19 protein-coding genes are annotated in these 17629 nt (G+C 64.9%); 16 read left to right on the top strand and 3 right to left on the bottom strand.

The window, feature by feature from the left end:
• The first annotated feature begins 65 nt into the window (after window positions 1-65).
• The 3 genes from ACI7BZ_RS10720 to ACI7BZ_RS10710 all read left to right on the top strand — a co-directional run bounded on the left by ACI7BZ_RS10720 (window position 66) and on the right by ACI7BZ_RS10710 (window position 6670).
• Window positions 66-4397 carry a strawberry notch-like NTP hydrolase domain-containing protein gene (locus ACI7BZ_RS10720; protein WP_414117149.1) on the top strand — a complete coding sequence of 1444 codons (4332 nt, stop codon included), beginning with the start codon at window positions 66-68 and terminating at the stop codon, window positions 4395-4397.
• A complete protein-coding gene (locus ACI7BZ_RS10715) occupies window positions 4397-5437 on the top strand; it encodes a DUF7146 domain-containing protein (protein ID WP_414117148.1) in 1041 nt (346 codons plus the stop codon). The genes ACI7BZ_RS10720 and ACI7BZ_RS10715 overlap by 1 nt, the downstream gene beginning before the upstream one ends.
• A gap of 309 nt (window positions 5438-5746) precedes the next feature.
• On the top strand, window positions 5747-6670 hold the full coding sequence (locus ACI7BZ_RS10710; protein ID WP_414117147.1) for a DUF2493 domain-containing protein: 924 nt from the start codon (window positions 5747-5749) through the stop codon (window positions 6668-6670).
• 45 nt (window positions 6671-6715) lie between these two features.
• On the opposite strand, the gene ACI7BZ_RS10705 is transcribed toward ACI7BZ_RS10710, so the two are convergent.
• The gene (locus tag ACI7BZ_RS10705) at window positions 6716-7420 is read right to left on the bottom strand and encodes a hypothetical protein (protein ID WP_414117146.1); all 705 of its coding nucleotides are present in this window, start codon (window positions 7418-7420) and stop codon (window positions 6716-6718) included.
• A 44-nt stretch (window positions 7421-7464) separates the two neighbouring features.
• Window positions 7465-8823: a hypothetical protein gene (locus ACI7BZ_RS10700; protein WP_414117145.1), complete on the bottom strand. Its 1359-nt coding sequence runs from the start codon at window positions 8821-8823 to the stop codon at window positions 7465-7467.
• A 309-nt stretch (window positions 8824-9132) separates the two neighbouring features.
• Between ACI7BZ_RS10700 and ACI7BZ_RS10695 the strand changes: the two genes are divergently transcribed.
• The 9 genes from ACI7BZ_RS10695 (at window position 9133) to ACI7BZ_RS10655 (ending at window position 14080) form a co-directional block, all read left to right on the top strand.
• Complete coding sequence (locus ACI7BZ_RS10695; RefSeq protein WP_414117144.1) at window positions 9133-9300, top strand: hypothetical protein; 168 nt, start codon at window positions 9133-9135, stop codon at window positions 9298-9300.
• A 142-nt stretch (window positions 9301-9442) separates the two neighbouring features.
• Window positions 9443-9883, top strand: a complete 441-nt coding sequence (locus ACI7BZ_RS10690) for a hypothetical protein (protein ID WP_414117143.1) — start codon at window positions 9443-9445, stop codon at window positions 9881-9883.
• Between the two features lie 583 nt (window positions 9884-10466).
• Window positions 10467-10793 carry a DUF736 domain-containing protein gene (locus ACI7BZ_RS10685; protein WP_414117142.1) on the top strand — a complete coding sequence of 109 codons (327 nt, stop codon included), beginning with the start codon at window positions 10467-10469 and terminating at the stop codon, window positions 10791-10793.
• Window positions 10794-10975: 182 nt separating this feature from the next.
• Window positions 10976-11230 carry a helix-turn-helix domain-containing protein gene (locus ACI7BZ_RS10680; protein ID WP_414117141.1) on the top strand — a complete coding sequence of 85 codons (255 nt, stop codon included), beginning with the start codon at window positions 10976-10978 and terminating at the stop codon, window positions 11228-11230.
• Between the two features lie 111 nt (window positions 11231-11341).
• A complete protein-coding gene (locus tag ACI7BZ_RS10675) occupies window positions 11342-11596 on the top strand; it encodes a DNA -binding domain-containing protein (RefSeq protein WP_414117140.1) in 255 nt (84 codons plus the stop codon).
• A gap of 111 nt (window positions 11597-11707) precedes the next feature.
• Entirely contained in the window at window positions 11708-12016 is a 309-nt protein-coding gene (locus ACI7BZ_RS10670) for a transcriptional regulator domain-containing protein (protein ID WP_414117139.1), read from the top strand.
• Complete coding sequence (locus ACI7BZ_RS10665; RefSeq protein ID WP_414117138.1) at window positions 11940-12482, top strand: DUF2285 domain-containing protein; 543 nt, start codon at window positions 11940-11942, stop codon at window positions 12480-12482. The genes ACI7BZ_RS10670 and ACI7BZ_RS10665 overlap by 77 nt, the downstream gene beginning before the upstream one ends.
• A gap of 140 nt (window positions 12483-12622) precedes the next feature.
• Window positions 12623-12904 (top strand): helix-turn-helix transcriptional regulator, encoded by a 282-nt coding sequence (locus tag ACI7BZ_RS10660; protein ID WP_414117137.1) that lies wholly within the window; start codon window positions 12623-12625, stop codon window positions 12902-12904.
• A 12-nt stretch (window positions 12905-12916) separates the two neighbouring features.
• Window positions 12917-14080: a replication initiator protein A gene (locus ACI7BZ_RS10655; RefSeq protein ID WP_414117136.1), complete on the top strand. Its 1164-nt coding sequence runs from the start codon at window positions 12917-12919 to the stop codon at window positions 14078-14080.
• Window positions 14081-14327: 247 nt separating this feature from the next.
• Here the strand turns inward: ACI7BZ_RS10655 and ACI7BZ_RS10650 are convergent, their stop codons facing one another.
• Entirely contained in the window at window positions 14328-15374 is a 1047-nt protein-coding gene (locus ACI7BZ_RS10650; protein WP_414119107.1) for an IS110 family RNA-guided transposase, read from the bottom strand.
• 305 nt (window positions 15375-15679) lie between these two features.
• On the opposite strand from ACI7BZ_RS10650, the gene parA reads away from it, so the two are divergent.
• The 4 genes from parA to ACI7BZ_RS10630 are packed head-to-tail and all read left to right on the top strand — an operon-like array spanning window position 15680 to window position 17629.
• Window positions 15680-16318 (top strand): ParA family partition ATPase, encoded by a 639-nt coding sequence (gene parA, locus ACI7BZ_RS10645; protein ID WP_414117135.1) that lies wholly within the window; start codon window positions 15680-15682, stop codon window positions 16316-16318.
• Window positions 16315-16569, top strand: coding sequence for a hypothetical protein (locus tag ACI7BZ_RS10640; protein ID WP_414117134.1), 255 nt, complete (start codon window positions 16315-16317; stop codon window positions 16567-16569). The genes parA and ACI7BZ_RS10640 overlap by 4 nt, the downstream gene beginning before the upstream one ends.
• Window positions 16566-17087: a DUF2840 domain-containing protein gene (locus ACI7BZ_RS10635; RefSeq protein ID WP_414117133.1), complete on the top strand. Its 522-nt coding sequence runs from the start codon at window positions 16566-16568 to the stop codon at window positions 17085-17087. Before ACI7BZ_RS10640 ends, ACI7BZ_RS10635 begins: the two co-directional genes overlap by 4 nt.
• A complete protein-coding gene (locus tag ACI7BZ_RS10630) occupies window positions 17084-17629 on the top strand; it encodes a S26 family signal peptidase (RefSeq protein ID WP_414117132.1) in 546 nt (181 codons plus the stop codon). The genes ACI7BZ_RS10635 and ACI7BZ_RS10630 overlap by 4 nt, the downstream gene beginning before the upstream one ends.

Genomic DNA, 17629 nt, shown 5'->3' with positions numbered 1-17629 from the left:
CCGGGCGGTTCGAGAGAGAGCGCCCCCGGGCCCATCCGTTCCCGCTCTCTTCGAGGTTTCCCGCCATGAACATCCTGTCTTCCGTGTCCGGTTCGCCGGCCGCGCCGCTGCCGCACGCCTCGGCGTCCACCAATCCCGCCGCGGCCATCCTGTCGGCCGCCAATCTCCTTCTCCCGCATTTCGAGCGCGGCGCCCGAATTGACGCCACGGTTCTGCGCGGCGCCATGGAGAATGCCTTCGGCGCATCCGATGCCTCCGGTCTCTGGACCTGGAAAACCGCCTATGAAGCGTGCGAGGTCGCGACCGTCCTGTTCCTGCGCAAATACGGAAAGGCGCTGTTCCGCAAAGCCGCTTCTCCGGCTGCGCGTCTTTCCGTCCTGACCAAGATCGCCGACCTGCTGCCGACGCACACGCGCCGGTCAGAGGAATCGCAAGCGCTCCAGCAATTCTCGACGCCGCTGCCGCTCGGCTTGGCCGCGCTGACGGCCGCCGCCATCTCGCCGACCGATCGCGTGCTGGAACCATCGGCCGGCACCGGCCTTCTCGCGATCCTCGCCCAGACGGCCGGCGGTTCGCTCATCCTCAACGAGCTGGCCGAGACCCGCGCCGATCTGCTCGCCTCACTCTTTCCGGCACTTCCCATCACCCGCTTGGACGCCGCCCAGATCGATGATCATCTCGATCGCGCCGCGATCCCGTCCGTCGCGCTGATGAACCCGCCATTCTCGGCGATGGCGCATGTCGCCGGCCGCGTCGCCGACGCCGGGTTTCGCCATATCGCCTCCGCGCTGAACCGGCTCTCACCGGGCGGCCGCATGGTGGCGATCACCGGCGCCAATGTCGGGCCGGACCTGGCGGACTGGCGCGACGCCTTCGTCCGCCTGCAGGAGCGCGGCACGATCGTCTTCTCCGCCGCCATCGCCGGGGCCGTGTATGCCAGGCACGGCACGAGTTTCCCGACGCGGCTCACCGTCATCGATAAGCGACCCGCCGACGACCCCGCGATGTTCCCAGCTTCACCCGGCATGGCGCCAGACGTCGCCACGCTGCTCACCTGGATCGAGGCCCATGTCCCTCCGCGCCTGCCGGTTGAACTGCCGGCGGCGATCGCCGCTCCGCTCCCCGTCGCGGCGCCGAGGACGGTGCGCGGCTATCTCGCGCGCGCGGCCACCTCGCAGCCCGCTGCGGTGGCGGCAGATCCCGAGGGGATCGAGCTTGCCTATGAGACCGTCGACTGGACGCCGCCCGACGGCACGCGCCTGACCGACGCGATCTATGAGGAATTCGGATTGCAGTCGATCCGCATTCCCGGCGCTCAGCCCCATCCGACCAAGCTGGTGCAGTCCGCCGCCATGGCGAGCGTCGCGCCGCCCAAGCCGAGCTATCCCCCGATCCTGCCGGCGAACATCCACGAGCTTCTGTCCGACGCCCAGCTCGAAACCGTCATCTATGCCGGTGAAGCCCATGGCGAATATCTCGCCGGATCATGGACGGTCGACGCGACTTATGACCTTGTTCAGGCCGCGCCGGCTGACGCCACAAACGCCGTCCGCTTCCGGCGCGGCTTCATGCTCGGCGACGGCACCGGTGCCGGCAAAGGCCGCCAGTCGGCCGCGATCATCCTCGACAACTGGCTGCGCGGTCGCCGCAAGGCGGTGTGGATCTCCAAATCCGACAAGCTGATCGAGGACGCGCAGCGCGACTGGTCAGCGCTCGGCATGGAGCGCCTGCTGGTCACGCCGCTCTCACGCTTCCCGCAGGGCAAGCCTATCACCCTGTCGGAAGGCGTCCTATTTGCAACCTACGCCACGCTGCGCTCCGACGACCGCGGCGAGAAGGTTTCGCGCGTGCGGCAGATCGTCGAATGGTTGGGCTCCGACTTCGACGGAGTGATCATTTTCGACGAGAGCCACGCGATGCAGAACGCCGGCGGCGGCAAGGGAGAACGGGGCGATGTCGCTCCATCGCAGCAGAGCCGCGCGGGCTTGCGGCTTCAGCATGCCCTGCCGAACGCCCGCGTCGTCTACGTCTCCGCCACCGGCGCGACCACCGTCCACAATCTTGCCTATACCCAGCGGCTCGGCCTCTGGGGTGGCGAGGATTTCCCGTTCGCCACGCGGGCCGAGTTCGTCGAAGCCATCGAGGACGGCGGCGTCACGGCGATGGAAGTGCTCGCCCGCGATCTGCGTGCACTTGGCCTCTACACCGCCCGGTCGCTCTCCTACGATGGTGTCGAATATGAGCTGGTCGAGCACGCGCTGACCGATGAGCAGCGCTGCATCTATGATGCCTATGCCGGCGCGTTCGCCATCATCCACAATCATCTCGACGCGGCGATGCAGGCCGCCAACATCACCGGCTCGACGGGGACGTTGAACCGGCAGGCTAAGTCGGCTGCCCGCTCGGCATTCGAATCCGCGAAGCAGCGCTTCTTCTGTCATCTGCTGACCTCGATGAAGACGCCGACCTTGATCCGCTCGATCGAGCGCGATCTGGAGGCCGGGCATGCCGCCGTGGTGCAGATCGTATCGACAGGCGAAGCACTCATGGAACGTCGCCTGGCCGAGATCCCGACCGAGGAATGGAACGACGTTCGCGTCGACATCACGCCGCGCGAATATGTGCTCGATTATCTTGCCCACTCCTTCCCGGTGCAGCTCTACGAGCCGTTCACCGATGGCGAGGGCAATCTGTCGTCACGTCCGGTCTATCGCGATGGCCAGCCCGTCGAGAGCCGCGAAGCCGTCGCCCGACGCGACGAACTGATCGAACGCCTCGCGTCGCTTCCGCCCGTGCCGGGCGCGCTCGACCAGATCGTGCAGCGCTTCAGCACCGACATGGTGGCAGAGGTCACGGGCCGCTCGCGGCGCATCGTTCGCAAGGGCGACCGCCTGGCCGTCGAGAACCGCGCGCCTTCGGCGAACCTCGCCGAGACCGCCGCCTTCATGGACGACCTGAAGCGCGTGCTCGTCTTCAGCGATGCCGGTGGAACCGGCCGCAGCTACCATGCCGAGCTGTCCGCTAAAAATCAGCGGTTGCGTGTCCACTATCTGCTCGAGCCGGGCTGGAAGGCCGACGCCGCCATTCAGGGGCTCGGCCGCACCAACCGGACCAACCAGGCGCAACCGCCGCTCTTCCGCCCGATCGCGACCGATGTGAAGGCGGAAAAGCGTTTCCTCAGCACGATCGCGCGGCGGCTCGATACGCTCGGCGCGATCACGCGAGGGCAGCGCCAGACCGGCGGCCAGGGCCTGTTCCGGCCGGAGGACAATCTGGAATCCTGCTACGCCCGCGATGCGCTGCGACAGCTCTACCTACTGATCGTGCGCGGCAAGATCGAGGGCTGCTCGCTCGACCGCTTCGAGTCGGCCACCGGTCTGAAGCTGATGGACGACAACGGCATCAAGGATGAACTGCCGCCGATCACCACGTTCCTGAACCGGCTGCTCGCGCTCACCATCGAGTTGCAGGGCATTCTGTTCACGGCCTTCGAGCAGTTGCTTGATGCGAAGGTAACGGGCGCCATCGCCAGCGGGGTCTACGACATCGGGCTGGAGACGCTGACGGCGGAAAGCTTCGTCGTCACCGACCGCACCTCCATCTACACCCATCCCGCGACCGGCGCGCAGACGCGCCTGCTCACGATCGCGGAGCAGCGGCGCAACCGGCCAACGACGCTGAACGATGCGCTCGGCTATGCCGAAGGGGATGGCGGCAGGCTGCTCGTCAACGGCAAGTCCGGCCGCGCCGCCATACAGGTTCCCGCTCCGTCGCTGATGCTCGACGATGGCGAGATCGAACGCCGCGTGCGGCTGATCCGCCCCATGGAGCATCATCATGCTTCGCTGAAGATGATGGCCGACAGCCATTGGGACAACGTCGACCGCGCCACCTTCGTCGCCGCGTGGAATCGCGAAATCGCCGAGGTGCCCACCTACTCGGAAAGCACCATCCACATCGTCGCCGGACTTCTCCTGCCGGTCTGGAAGCGCCTGCCGAACGAGTCGACGCGGGTCTATCGCCTCCAGACCGATGACGGCGAGCGCATCATCGGTCGCCGCGTTTCGCCGGCCTGGGCCGCGAACGCGGCGTCCACAGGTGCAGCAAGCCTTTCAGCCGATGCTGCCTATGCCGCACTGATCGATGGGCGGACGATCCTCGATCTGGCCGAAGGGCTCCAGCTCCGTCGCGTCCGCGTGATGGGCGCCAACCGCATCGAACTCTCCGGCTTCACCGAGGCCATGCGGGATCGCTTGCGGGCCTATGGCCTGTTCGCGGAGATCATCACCTGGAAGCTGCGCTTCTTCGTGCCGGTCGATGCCTCCGGACCATCCGTCATCGGCAAACTGCTCGACACCTATCCGGTCGCGCGTATCGGCGAACGGGAGGCAGCATAATGGCTCGTCGCGATGCCTCCGATCTCGCATCCCGTCTCGGCAGACAGGCCGAGGCGGTGTGTCGGCATTATCTCAGCGCGGGCCGCCGACAGGGCAACTATTGGCAGGTCGGCGATGTCCGCAACACGCCAGGCCGATCCATGTTCGTGCGCCTCAAGGACACCGTCAAAGGCCCCGCTGGCAAATGGACTGACGCCGCGACGGGCGAGCATGGTGATCTGCTCGACGTGATCCGTGAATCGCTGGGTCTCATCGACTTCGCCGACGTCGCCGAGGAGGCACGTCTATTCCTCAGCCTGCCACCTCCCGATCCCGAGCCGCAGCCGAAACAGCACGCGCCCACGCCCGCACCATCGGGATCGGCCGAGGCCGCACGGCGGCTGGTCGCCATGTGTCAGCCAATCGGCGGCACGCTCGTAGAAGCGTATTTGCGCGGTCGCGGGATTACGGCTTTGCATGGAACCGGAAACCTGCGTTTCCACCCGCGTTGCTACTATCGACCGGACGAGCACAGCCCAACCGAGACCTGGCCGGCAATGATCGGCATCGTCACCGACCTCTCCGACAGGATCACCGGCGCGCATCGGACCTGGCTCGCCCCGGATGGCTCCGGCAAGGCGCCGATCGACATCCAGCGGAAAGCGATGGGTGAGCTTCTCGGGCACGCGGTCCGCTTCGGGCTCTCTGGCGAGGTGATGGCGGCCGGCGAAGGCATCGAAAGCGTGCTCTCCGCCCGTGAAGTCATGCCCGGCATGTCGGCAGCGGCGGCACTCTCCGCGGCTCATCTCATGGCCATCCAGTTCCACGACGCGCTACGCCGACTCTATGTCATCAGCGACAACGATCGCGCCGGGGATGGTGCGCGAAACACGCTGATCGAACGGGCGAACGCGGTCGGGATCGAGGCAATTGCCCTGTCCCCCATGCTCGGGGATTTCAACGAGGATCTCCGCACATTCGGCCGGGACGCGGTGATGGCGCATATCCGGGTTCAGCTCGCACCGCAGGACGTCGCCCGCTTCATGTCGCTGGCGGCATAGATCGGGGACTGACGTTGGCGGCATGTCGCCGCCGTCATGCTCGCACGGATGCACGACCCTTCGGAGAGGACCACGCCTCGGCCTTCGAGAGGGCGATCGGCCCACAGGCGGCTCGGACAGGCAATGCCTGCGGCCGACTATTTTCCGGCGGCCCTACGGGCCTTTCCATCGCGAGCCAAAATAGCCGGCCTCCGGCATCCTCCGCATTCGCTCCGGCCCGGCGCGCACGCCGGGTGCAGGTCCGCTCCGCCAGTGGGCTCCGTCGCCATGAAGGCCGCGACGGTCGCGGTCCAGCCAAAGGAGCATCCCATGCGCGAGCACGACGACTACGAGCCCCACCACGAATCCTCGCCCACCGACCACGTCCTCAACGAATTGCAGCTTCACGGCTACCGTCCCTTCGCCGACGAGCCCGACCAGCGTCTCCTGCCCGACGGCAATCAGGTCGCAGGCGCGCTCGCGGACATCTTCGACGCCCTGATCTCGACTTTGGAGGACACCCGCCTCGAACCCGACCTCGACGATCTTCTCTGGTCGACCGTCAATGTCTTCCACCGCGCCACTGAGCGGATCGGCCGCGAACTCGACGACAATGAGCAGGCGCAGAGGCGCTCGCAGCGGCAGCAGGACGGTAGCGAGGTGAAGTCGGTCGAACTCGAGCGCCAGATCGCCGAGGGCAAGACGCTCATCGAACGGCAGAACGCCTTCGAGCTGATGCGCGACCAGGCCGCCGAACACTACGAACGCCAGATCGGCAAGCCGTGGCTCCCCCGCACAGGCTCAAAGGTCAACCACCGCAACCTGACCTCGGCAATGATCGACAGCCGCGACTTCCTCATGGCGAAGAAGCGGGCAGAGCAGCAAGTGCTCCTACCGCCGGGTCCGAAGATCGTCGTCACCGGCGGGCTCGACTTCAATGATCACCGGCTGATCTGGGCCAAGCTCGATCAGGTGCATGAGAAGCACCCCGACATGGTGCTGGTTCACGGCAAGTCACCGAAGGGCACCGAGAAGATCGCGTCGCTCTGGGCGACGAACCGCAACGTGCCACAAATCGGCTTTGCGCCCGACTGGACGAAGCACGGCCGCGCCGCGCCCTTCAAGCGCAACGATGAAATGCTCAATATCGTGCCGACGGGCGTGATGCACTTCCCCGGCACGGGCATCAACGACAACCTAGCCGACAAGGCCAAGAAGCTCGGCATCCTGGTCTGGAAGTTCGGCGGCGCGTAGGCGCCGCGATCGTCATCCTTCAACCATCCCGAACGAAGAAGGAGCTCAAGGCTGCTCACGCCAGAACTGCGTGCTGTAGTTGTTCAGGCCGCGCGAATAAGAATCGACCGTCACCTTGAAGGTCTCCGGGACCTTCTCGCCGTCACCACCGTCCCTGAAATAATCCCTGACCGAATAGAGCGCTCCTCTCATGAGATGCTCCCAGGTTTGATACAGCCTGTACTGTAGCTCCTCCTCCCGCTTGGCCGCGCTCGGCTTTCGCTTGGGAGCCGGGGTCGTATAGTCGGGACGCAGGTCGACATCATGGACAAACGTGATGCTGCCGTGGTTCCAGTCGTCATCGACAGTCCGTCGCCACCGATAGCTCACCCTGACACTCATATGTTTGCTGAAGTGAAAAGGCTGCATGATGTGGTCGTCGATAACGAAGAGTTCCGATTCCTTCTGTTCCGTTTCAATCCGTTGCTTCATACTTCGGACGGCGAAGGACACATCACGAGCGGCGCGTCGAAGCGTGTCCCCCGTTTGCTCCCGCTTCCGAGATGATTTGGCGTCGCGATGTTTCGCCAACGCCTCGTAGAAGGACTGGTATTTGCCGGCAACATAGGGGCCACAGCTCGCGAGAGCTAATCGGTGCAAAGCACTTGATCGCTCCTCCTGAATCGCTTGGTCGAGGAGCCTTTCCAATTCGCTGGTATCGATCGCTGCGAGCGCATTCTGTTGATCACGCGGGATATAAAGCTCTCCCATGCTGCATCTCCCCTAGACGACGTATCGGCGCCGTAAGCTGTTCATCAGAATCGTCCCTTTGCCATCTTGGCAAGTTCGCTTTCGACCAGGGTTATTGGGAGTTGGAAAAAAGAAAAGCGTTCGTAAAGCGGAATCAACAGTTGATGAAGCGCCTCAGCAAGATTGTCTCGCAACTGACTAGATGTGGCTTGCAGCTCCAGAGTGATCTCCTCAGTCTGGCTGATATCGTCACCGAACACGGCGCGATCCCCTGTAACGCTGACCAATCGGCGGCCTTTCAGCCCAGTATAACGACACAAGATCGCTATCGCCTCGACGTCTTGAAATGTCTCCGCCAATCTCGACGCGAAAAGCATTCCTTCTCCAGTTCGCCAGACCGGCAAGGTCACGTCGAACACTTTTCCCGGAGGTCGGCTGTCGAGATCGTCCTCGCTATAGCCGCGGATCGTATAGAGCTTGCCAACGGGTGATGCCCGCCAATAATCGCTGTGTGACGCAGTTCGCGGCGACCTATCAGTAGCAGTGCGTCCGACCCATGCTTCGACAAAGTTCTCATGCGGATATGGCGCCCATTCGGGCGTACCCATCTCCAAAAAAGGCGTCCAGCCCGTAAGCTTGATCCGTCTGGCTTGCCGAAGCCGCTCCTGTAAGGTCGCCAGGCCATTTGCGGGAATCGCGCCAACCAGAGAAAATGCCATCTCGTAACAGCCATTCGGAAAACGCGGCGGCGCATCCGAGGGCTCATTGGCGATCAATTCCTGCCACCGGGCACGGCCCGCTTCGCTGAATGACCGAAGGTCGGCAATTGCGTTCGGGGCCACTGTCGCCGGCTCAACCCGCCCTGAGACAATCGAGCGGATTGCCTCCAACATGTCCTCACGCCCAGCGCGAACGCAGCGGTTGAGTAAGGTTCGCCATTCTTCGCCCGTCTGCGGCTCTTCGCTCCTCGGACCAGGCTTTCGGATGTAGCTCTTGTTTTGAGAGATAACGCCTACGCAGTCTCGTTTGCTCATCACCGGTTCGGTCATTGTGCCAGGCACGACCACGACTGGATGAGTCACTCCTGTTGTCGGATGTTGGATCGTGTAAAGTTCGCAGTGAAATTCGGGAGACGCATATCGCCGGATAGCTGCATTGACCGCATCCTGCGTTATTTCGGGGACATCCACAGGCCTGTCGTGAGACTGAAGGCCCGACACGCTTTCTTCAAAGCCGAGCGTGATGAAGCCACCGCCATGATTGATCAATGCGATTGCCGCCTTTGCCAATGTGGCTCGATGTTCATTTCTCGTTAGATCCAACCAATCTTTGTATTCAGCACCGAGATCCTCGCGAGGTTCCGATACCAACGGCTCTAATTCTTGAACTGACGGCAATTTCCTACCTCGAATCGTTGTCGTCACTATTCTGTGGATCTAGATCTCACGACGCTAGCCCCGAGTAGTATGCGACACGCGAAATCTACGGTCTCCCACGCGAAATTCTACTCCGCCGTAAGACACGCCGGTACCTGACTCGATAGACCACCCCCGCTTTTCGTCGCTGATCCTTGGTCCAGCCGATGGCCTGACGCCATCAACCCGCAAGGGGTCGGACTACGCATAGCGTGCCGCCGCGCCGGCGTTGCCAGCGCGGTGATTGCGGCCATCGGCCGAACACATCGGGCGCCTGTCAGCGGGGGATGGTCCTCCGCCCCAGCAGGAGCCGGATCGATGTCCTTCCCCGACGCACACGCCTTCGCCTTCAGCCTCGCCACCACGCTGATGGTCGCCATCGTCATCTTCCGCGCCGGCGACGGCACGCTCTCGGTCGTGCCAGCGAACGAATACGACGGTGACGACGCCGCCATCGTCGGCGAAATCGATCCCTTCGCCTCATGACGAGGCGAAGATCCTGCCTGCGGGAGCGAAGACCTGCACGGTTTTCGCTCCCGCAGACGTTCCTCATTTGCTATGCTCGGCATCGCGCCGCGGTGGTGGTGGAAGGCGCATCCGTCAGAGCTATCCTTTCGGAGACACCACCATGATCATTCTCGGCATCCTCCTTTGCATGGTCGCAATCGGCTTCCTCTGCTGGTTGCTCTTCACGCTCGCTGTGTTCGCGCTGCCGTTCTTCGTCGGCGTGACGACCGGTATGTGGGCATTCAACTCTGGCGCCGGCTGGCTCGGCGCCATCCTCGTCGGCGCAGCCGCTGCGGGACTGACGTTCGGCATCGGCCAACTTCTGCTCGGAACCGTCCGCCCGCTCTGGGGAAAATTCGCGATCGCCCTCGTCTTCGTCGCGCCAGCAGCCGTTGCCGGCTATCACGCGACCCACGGCATCGCGAAACAGTTCATGCCGTCAGAGGGGTGGCAGATCGCGTTCTCCATCGTTGGCGCCATCGCGGTTGGGATCGTGTCGTTCGTTCGGATTGCAGGGATGGCGTCCTCCGACCAATCCGGCCCGGACCATGCGCAGGCTTGAATGTGCGCGACACGCCGAACGGCGGGCCAGGCGAACCGCAAGCGCCATCTCGTCATCGAGAAAGACACAGTGCTGACCGGGCGCGATACTGAGTCTGCGAGCAGCGGCCCAAGTCCGGGCGGCCGGTCACTCTCTAGCTCCAAGCGGCGAACACGGCGACACGGCGACCTACCATCGGTGATGGTGGGGTCCGGAGCATTCGACGTGCGGGGTTCGTCGGAACTAGCGCAAGCAGACCCGGAATGAGGACGATCGGCCACCGACACGTTGCGGCTTTTTCAGGCGTGGCTCGTCTCCAGCTTCTCCGCTGCCAATCCGTTCAGCGAGCGCTCCAAACGGCCTCTTCAATGGGCTGATCTGGCCGAAGGACGGCTGACGCCTCGACCGCCTATGCCGCAACAGCGCGTCTCGACTTTCTTCCCCTGCCGGCTGCGCCGCCATTCCTCGCGAGACAAGAAAGCCGTGTCCGCGCCGTCCTCCGCTTTGCTTCGGTCGCAAGCGATGCGGCGTCGGTCGCCTCCGGCCCACCGATCGCCATCGAGGCCGCATGGTGCGGTCTCGGGAACAAAAACGGAGAAATACCATGGCGACCATCGGCACCTTCAAGAAGACCGGCAACAACGAGTTCACCGGCGAAATCGTCACCCTCAGCGTCCAGGCCAAGGGCGTGCGCATCGTCCCCGACCAGCGCGCCACCGGCGAAAACGCCCCCAGCCACCGCGTCCTGGTCGGCCGAGCCGAGATCGGCGCCGCCTGGTCCAAACGCTCCAACGAGGGCCGCGACTATTTGGGCCTCAAGCTCGACGATCCGAGCTTCAGCGCTCCGATCTACGCCAATCTCTTCGACGACGAGGAAGGCGACACCTTCTCGCTCATCTGGTCCCGCCCGAACGGCCGGCGCGGCGACTGAGCCCCACGGAAGGCCCCGGCCGGTTCGGCCGGGGCCTTTCCCGCGCGGGACCGAATCAGTTCCGCCCGCGCGAGGCTTGCGCCAAGGAAATACTGTCGAATCTCCTCGCCAGAGCATCATAGAACGACTATTATAGTCGTAGTTCTGGCAAGTGCGTTCGCGTCGGTGGGAGGTGATCATGCATGATCACTGCCCGCCAATCACGGGCCGCACGTGCGCTGCTGGGGTGGACACAGGAGACGCTCGCTGACAAGGCCCGAACATCGCTGACCGCGCTCAAGCGCCTTGAATCCGAGAGTGGATTAGAGGTGTATGAGTCGACGCGCGATCAGGTTCGCAGGGCGTTCGAAGCGGCCGGTATCGTCCTGCTTTCCACCGACAAGGGCGAAGGGGTGCTGCTGCTCCATGATCGGCTTGATCGTCCGGGGCGCCGCTGAACTCCTTCGATCGGACTGCGAATACTGCCTGTCCCCTTTGTCATACTGCCGACCGTTGGGCGTGTTAACGAACACTGGTCGAGCGAATATAGTCGCCTGATGGGACATGCGATGCCGCAATTTCTGGACGAGCCACCGATCAGTCAAACCCTCACGACCTACGATCGCGAGCATATGGCGCTCTACCTGCGTCTCCTCGATTCGGCGCGCGATGGCGCCGACTGGCAGGAAGCCGTCCAGATTCTCTTCGGTCTCGACCCGACGCGCGAGCCGCAGCGTTGCCGTCAGGTCCATGACACGCATCTCGCACGCGCGCAGTGGATGACCGAACACGGCTATCGCGAGTTCATCCGCACGGCGCAGTGATCGCGGCGATGCCGTTTCGGCACCGCCCTTTGCCAACCGCTTGGCTTCCACAGAACAACTCAGCCGGGAATCCTGACTCTCCCACAAGTTCAAGGACTAGGGAGGATCGCGATGACACCTGATGCGTCCGGCTGGCGTTCGCCCAAGGGCTACGATCATGTCGATGGCATGACCGCGTCGGACCTCGCGTGGGAATGGCTGCGTCGCAACGAGTCCTACGACAAGGACTTCCAGGCGTTGACCGCGACCAAGGAAGATCCGCGCCCGCTGACCGACAAGATCGGCCAGCGGTGGGGGTTGCGATTTCCCGGTGAACCCATTGGACGCCCCTCCGCGAGCGCATGTGGTCTGGCTCACGCAGGAAGATACAAGCGCCATCGTCCTTGCAGAAGCGCCAGCCGTTTTTTCCGCAAGCGCTGAAGACTATCCGACCATCGAAACGGCCTTCTCGACCGACGTCGAAGGTGGTGCCTTTCTCCTCTATGACCTCGGCAACGGACAGCGTGTCCAGGTCGTTCGCCCCGGTGTCGCTCCCGCCGGCGCCACGCTCGGCGCATTCGTGCCACTCGGCATCGAGGGGTTCGACCGGCTTGAATCGATCCGCCGCCTTCTCTCCTCCCTTCACGCACGGGCCATTCCACCGGACACGCGACTGACGCCGCAGCAGCGCGCGCGATTGCGTCGGATGCTGCAAAGCTTCGACGGCTATCGCGATGGCGCGACCCAGCAGGAGATCGCGCAGGTCGTGCTTCGTGCCGGCGCATTCGATCGTGACGACTGGCAGGCGTCCTCCGCCCGCCACGCGATCAAATCCCTGCTCAGGGATGCCCACGCCATGATCGCGGGCGGCTATCGCATGCTGCTTCGTCATCGCAGGCCAAGCTAGCCGACTAACGCTCCCGGCCCGGTGGGCGAATTCGATACCCCCCAAATTCGCCCTGCATCTCGCCGGTTCTGCTTCGCCATCGTGGCCTTCGTCATCCGCTGATCCGCAGCGGCCCCAACGAACCCACGGAGGCCCTATCCATGCGACCCGAACTCGCCGTTTTGCCGCCGCGCTACCTGCGCACCAAGGAAGCCGCCGAGTTCCTCAGCCTTTCGGCGCGAACGCTCGAGAAGCATCGGACCTACGGCACCGGCCCGGCCTACCGGAAACTCGGCGGCCGCGTCGTCTATGCCGTCGACGACCTCCAGGCCTGGGCCGAGCGCGGTGCCGTCACCTCGACCTCCGATCCGCGCGGCAACGTGCTTCCGGCCAAGCGCCAGACGTCCGCGCCGCCGGCCCATGCCGGCCGCTACGCACGCTGACCGGATTTCCGAATGGCGGCGCGACCACGGCCACTTTCAGAGCGCGGACAGCTCGATCTGTTCCGGGCGCTCCCCGGCGGCTTCGCGCCACGAGACGCGCAGGATCTCATGGCCTATCCGTTTTTCTCCCTCTCCAAATCTCATCGCGTCGCCCCGATCGATTTTGCCGCCGGCAATGTGTCGATCCGCGTCGAGGCTGTGCCCGATCACGGCATGGCGACCATCTGGGATGCCGACTTCCTGATCTGGGCCGCCAGCCAGATCGTAGAGGCCCGTGACGCCGGCCTTCGCACCTCGCGGCTGATAGCGGCAACGCCATACGAAATCCTCATGTTCGTCGGGCGCGGCACGTCCTTGCGCGACTATCAGCGCCTGAAGGCTGCCCTGGACCGCCTCCAATCGACCACCGTCTCCACGTCGATCCGTCAGCCAGCCGAAGGCCGGCGACATCGCTTCTCCTGGATCAATGAATGGCAGGAGCGGACGGATCGCAACGGCAAGCCGGCCGGGATCGAACTGATCGTGCCGGACTGGTTCTATCGCGCCGTCCTCGACGACGCGCTCGTGCTGACAATCGATCGCGCCTATTTCGATCTCACCGGCGGGCTCGATCGCTGGCTCTACCGGCTGGTCCGCAAGCACGGCGGTCGCCAGCGCGACGGGTGGCGCTTCGACTTCCGCCACCTTCATCAGAAGTCCGGCAGCCTGTCGCCGTTCAAACGCTTCGCGTTCGAGCTGCGCGACATCATCCGCCGCCAGCCGCTTCCCGGCTACGTGCTCTCTATCGAGACCGAGATCGGCGGTCGCGTCCTGCTCGCCTTCGAGCCTGCCCCAGCCTGTGGACAGACTGTGGATAGCCTCGTGCTATCGGGAACCCGGACTATCGTGCCATCGGGAACCCGAGGCTCGTGCTATCAGGAACCCAAACCGGGCTTAACCAACGGAATCCAAACGGGGAATCCGGCCCTTAACTTAGAGTCTAACGTACTGACTCTAACTTGTTGTTGTTCAGCAACAAGCTGTGGAGACGATGCCTCTCCATTTCAGTCTGCCACTGACAGACTGATCCGTAAAGCCGCTTTTACTTGCGATGACGCACGCAGCCGCGCGCCGGAGCGCGCGGGCGCCGCCGTCTGCCCGCGCTGCGGCCGGTCCCGTCCAACTTCGTCACGCTGAGGTGCGGCGCATGTCTCTCCGAGGAGCACTCGCTAACGTCCGTGGTCGGCATGGTGTCCGCCACATTCCGGGATCTGGAGACCAGGCGGTCAGGCTAACAAGCGCCGTACGGTTTCGCCCGAAGGCGGACGCCGGCACGTCAAGTTTCGATCTCGCCCAAATCCCCGTCTCCCCGGGAGACGCCGCTCCGCCGTGGCGGAACCTGGTGACGCCGCTGGTGGGGGCGGCCGGATCGCTCAGCCTCTCATCATGCGCGAGCGAGCCGGCCGCCCTTCAGGCCGGCGCCGTATCGGAAGGTCGAGCCGTCGACCCAGATCTTGTGCAGGAGAACGCTGAGCGCCCGCGCCACCGCGGTCGCCGCCTTCTTCAGCCCCTTCTTCTTCATCAGCCGGAGCCCCCAGAGCCGCAGCTTGAAGCTCTTGGGGATGCGCGTGAGGATGGCGATCGCCGCCTCGTAAAGCATCGCCCGCGTCGCCTCGTCGCCGCATTTGGAGATGCGGCCCGACCAATCGGTCTCGCCCGACTGGTAGCGGCGTGGCGTCAGCCCGAAGTGGGCGCCGACGGTCGTGGATTTCTTGAACCGCGTGGGATCATCGACGGTGGCGCGGAAGGTCAGCGCCACGATGGCGCCGACGCCGGGCACCGTCATCATCCGCCGCACCGCCTTGTCGTTGCGGGCCGCCGCCAGCGCCATGCGATGCATGCGGGCGAACTCGAACCGCATCGCCGAACGGGCCGCGAGCAGCGGCGCGATGATCTGTTCGAGCTCGCCGAGGCCGGCGACCAGTTCGCGCACCCGCGCCTCGAACTTGCCCGTCGACACTTCGCCGACCTTCAGTCCGAACGGGCGGATCACGCCGCGGATCATGTTCTCCATGTCGATCACCTTGCCGAGCAGCGCCTTGCGGCCGGCAAGCAGGACGCGCAACGCCTGCGCCTCGCGCGACTTGACGTGGACCGCCCGGAACCAGCCGGTGCGCATCAGTTGGGCGATGCCGCGCGCATCGTTCTTGTCGGTCTTGTTGAGCATGGCGTTCAGCGCCGCCTTGGTGTGGCGGGTCTCGATGCAGAACACCGGCAGACCCTTGTCGTCGAGGGCGGAGAACAGCCAGGCGCTGAACGAGAAGGCTTCCAGCCCGACGCGTTTCAGGTGGACACCCCATTCGGCCAGGAACAGCTCGATGGCATCCGGATCGGAGGGCAATTTCCCCTCCCGGATGACCTTGCCCTCGGCATTCACCACGCACACGCTGGTCGATTCCAGCGACACATCCAGTCCCGCATAGACGTCCATGGTTCGCCTCCGTCGCCAATCCGGACGGAGCACCACGCCCCGCAGTCCTGGATCGCAGGAGGGCATCATCGCCACCGCCAGATCGCCGGCGAAGGGGCACTGGTCAGTACCCCGGCTAACCAAGAATCTAACTTTGAAGAGCGCGCGCGCGATGTGCAAAAGCTCATCCGCGCCACCGCGCGCAGCCTCGGCACAGCCGCCAGGAAGAGCATCGGACCCGCCGCCGCGCCTGCCGCGGCGCCGGAGCGCCTCGCCCGAGAATCCGCACCCGAGCTTCCGCTTCCGCCGCGGTCGGGAGGTGCGCGATGATCATTGCGCTCCTCAATCAGAAGGGTGGCGTCGGCAAGACGACGCTGGCGCTGCATCTCGCCGGCGAATGGGCCGGCAGGGGTAAGCGGATTACGCTGCTCGACGCGGACCCGCAGGGCTCGGCTCTCGACTGGTCGCAGCAGCGCAGCCGCGGCGCCCTTCCGCGGCTGTTCAACGTCGTCGGCCTCGCGCGCGATACGCTGCACCGTGAGGCGCCCGAGCTGGCGTGCGACGTCGATCATGTCGTGATCGACGGGCCGCCGCGTGTCGCCGGGCTGATGCGCTCGGCGCTGCTCGCCGCCGACCTCGTGCTGATCCCCGTGCAGCCGTCGCCACTCGATGGCTGGGCATCGGCCGCGATGCTGGCGCTGCTCTCGGAGGCGCGCATCTACCGGCCGGAGCTGCGCGCGCGGTTCGTGCTCAATCGCTGCGGCTCGCGCACCGTCATCGCCCGCGAAACGGCCGAGACGCTCGCCGACCACGATCCGCAGGCGCTGCGCACCGCGATCGGCCAGCGCGTGATCTATGCCGACGCTGCGCAGTCCGGCCGGCTCGCGTTCGAGATCGATGATGACGGTCCCGCCGCGCGCGAGATCGCGGCGCTCGTCAGCGAGATCGAGAGGATCGCGCCATGAGCGAGCGATCCTCTCGTCGCGGTTTCGCGGCGCGCCCAACCAATCCCGATGCCTGGATCAGGGCCGCTGGCGCCGAGCCAGCGCGGATGGCTGACACGTCCGCCTTCACCGCGCGGCTCACGATCGACATCACGCCGGACCTGCGCGGACGCATCAAGATCATCGCGTTCCAGCGCGGCGTCACCGTCGCCGACATGCTGCGCGAGCTGTTCGCACGCGAATTTCCGTCAACCCCTGGAGACACACCATGACCGGCATCGCGGCCTCCCGCATGCGCGGCGGCCCGACGCCGGCCGCGCTCCCGCACGACAACCTCACCCACGTCGAACTGACCTGGGTCGAGAAGAAGATCGAGAACTGGATACGCTTCGGCACGCACGCGCACGAACAGATCCTCGACCGGCGTCGGCGCGTCCTGTCGTTCCGTCCCGGCACGGTCTTCGCCTTCGTGCGCTGGGCGTCGAACGACTTCGGCACGATCATCTCGCGCATCGACATCGTGCGCGCCGTGTCGCGCGGCGAGGCCTACCAGACGCTGCCTTTCGTGCGGCCCGGCGGCGACATCCTGCTGAAGGTCGAGAGCTGGCCCAGGGTCGAGCGCGTGCTGCAGGCGATCGATGCGATCGAACGTCTCGGCATCGACCCCGAGGCTGTCTCGCCCGTTCATTGGCGTCACGTCCACAACCGATTGACCGCAGGGCATGAGCCCCGCTGCTACACGCTCGACCATCACCGCGCCTTTCTGCTGCGTCGGAGGGCGGAGCCGTGAGCCGCGCCGGACTTCTCATCGCGACGACGCTCGCCGCGATGGGCGTCGGCTATCCGGCGCTCACGCCGATGCCGACCAAGCTCATCTGGAATGCGTCGGCCAGCGCGCCGATCGGCTTCTATTCCATCGACTTCGACGGCACGTTCGAAGTCACCGATCTTGTCGCGGTCGACGCGCCCGAGCCGCTCGCGACCTACCTCGCGGAGCGCGGCTATCTGCCGAAGGGTGTGCCGCTGCTGAAGCGCATCCTTGGTGTTTCCGGACAGACCGTTTGCCGCTCGAATCTCACCATCACCGTCGATGGCTTCGAGGTGGGTGCGGCGCTGGAGCGCGACCGCGCCGGGCGCGAGCTGCCGGTCTGGCAGGGCTGTCGCCGCATCCACACCGGCGAAGTCTTTCTGATGAACTGGCAGGTCCGTGACAGCCTCGACGGCCGCTACTTCGGCCTGACCTCCACCGACCAGATCATCGGCCGCGCGGTCCCGCTGTGGACCGATGAGGACGGAAACAGCCGCTTCGAATGGGGCGCGCCGACGCGCTGA

Source organism: Xanthobacter sp. AM11 (assembly GCF_047444035.1).
In the GTDB taxonomy this organism is placed as follows: Bacteria; Pseudomonadota; Alphaproteobacteria; order Rhizobiales; family Xanthobacteraceae; genus Xanthobacter.
Note: the sequence above shows the minus strand (reverse complement) of the source record. Positions and strands in the feature narration are given on the sequence as shown.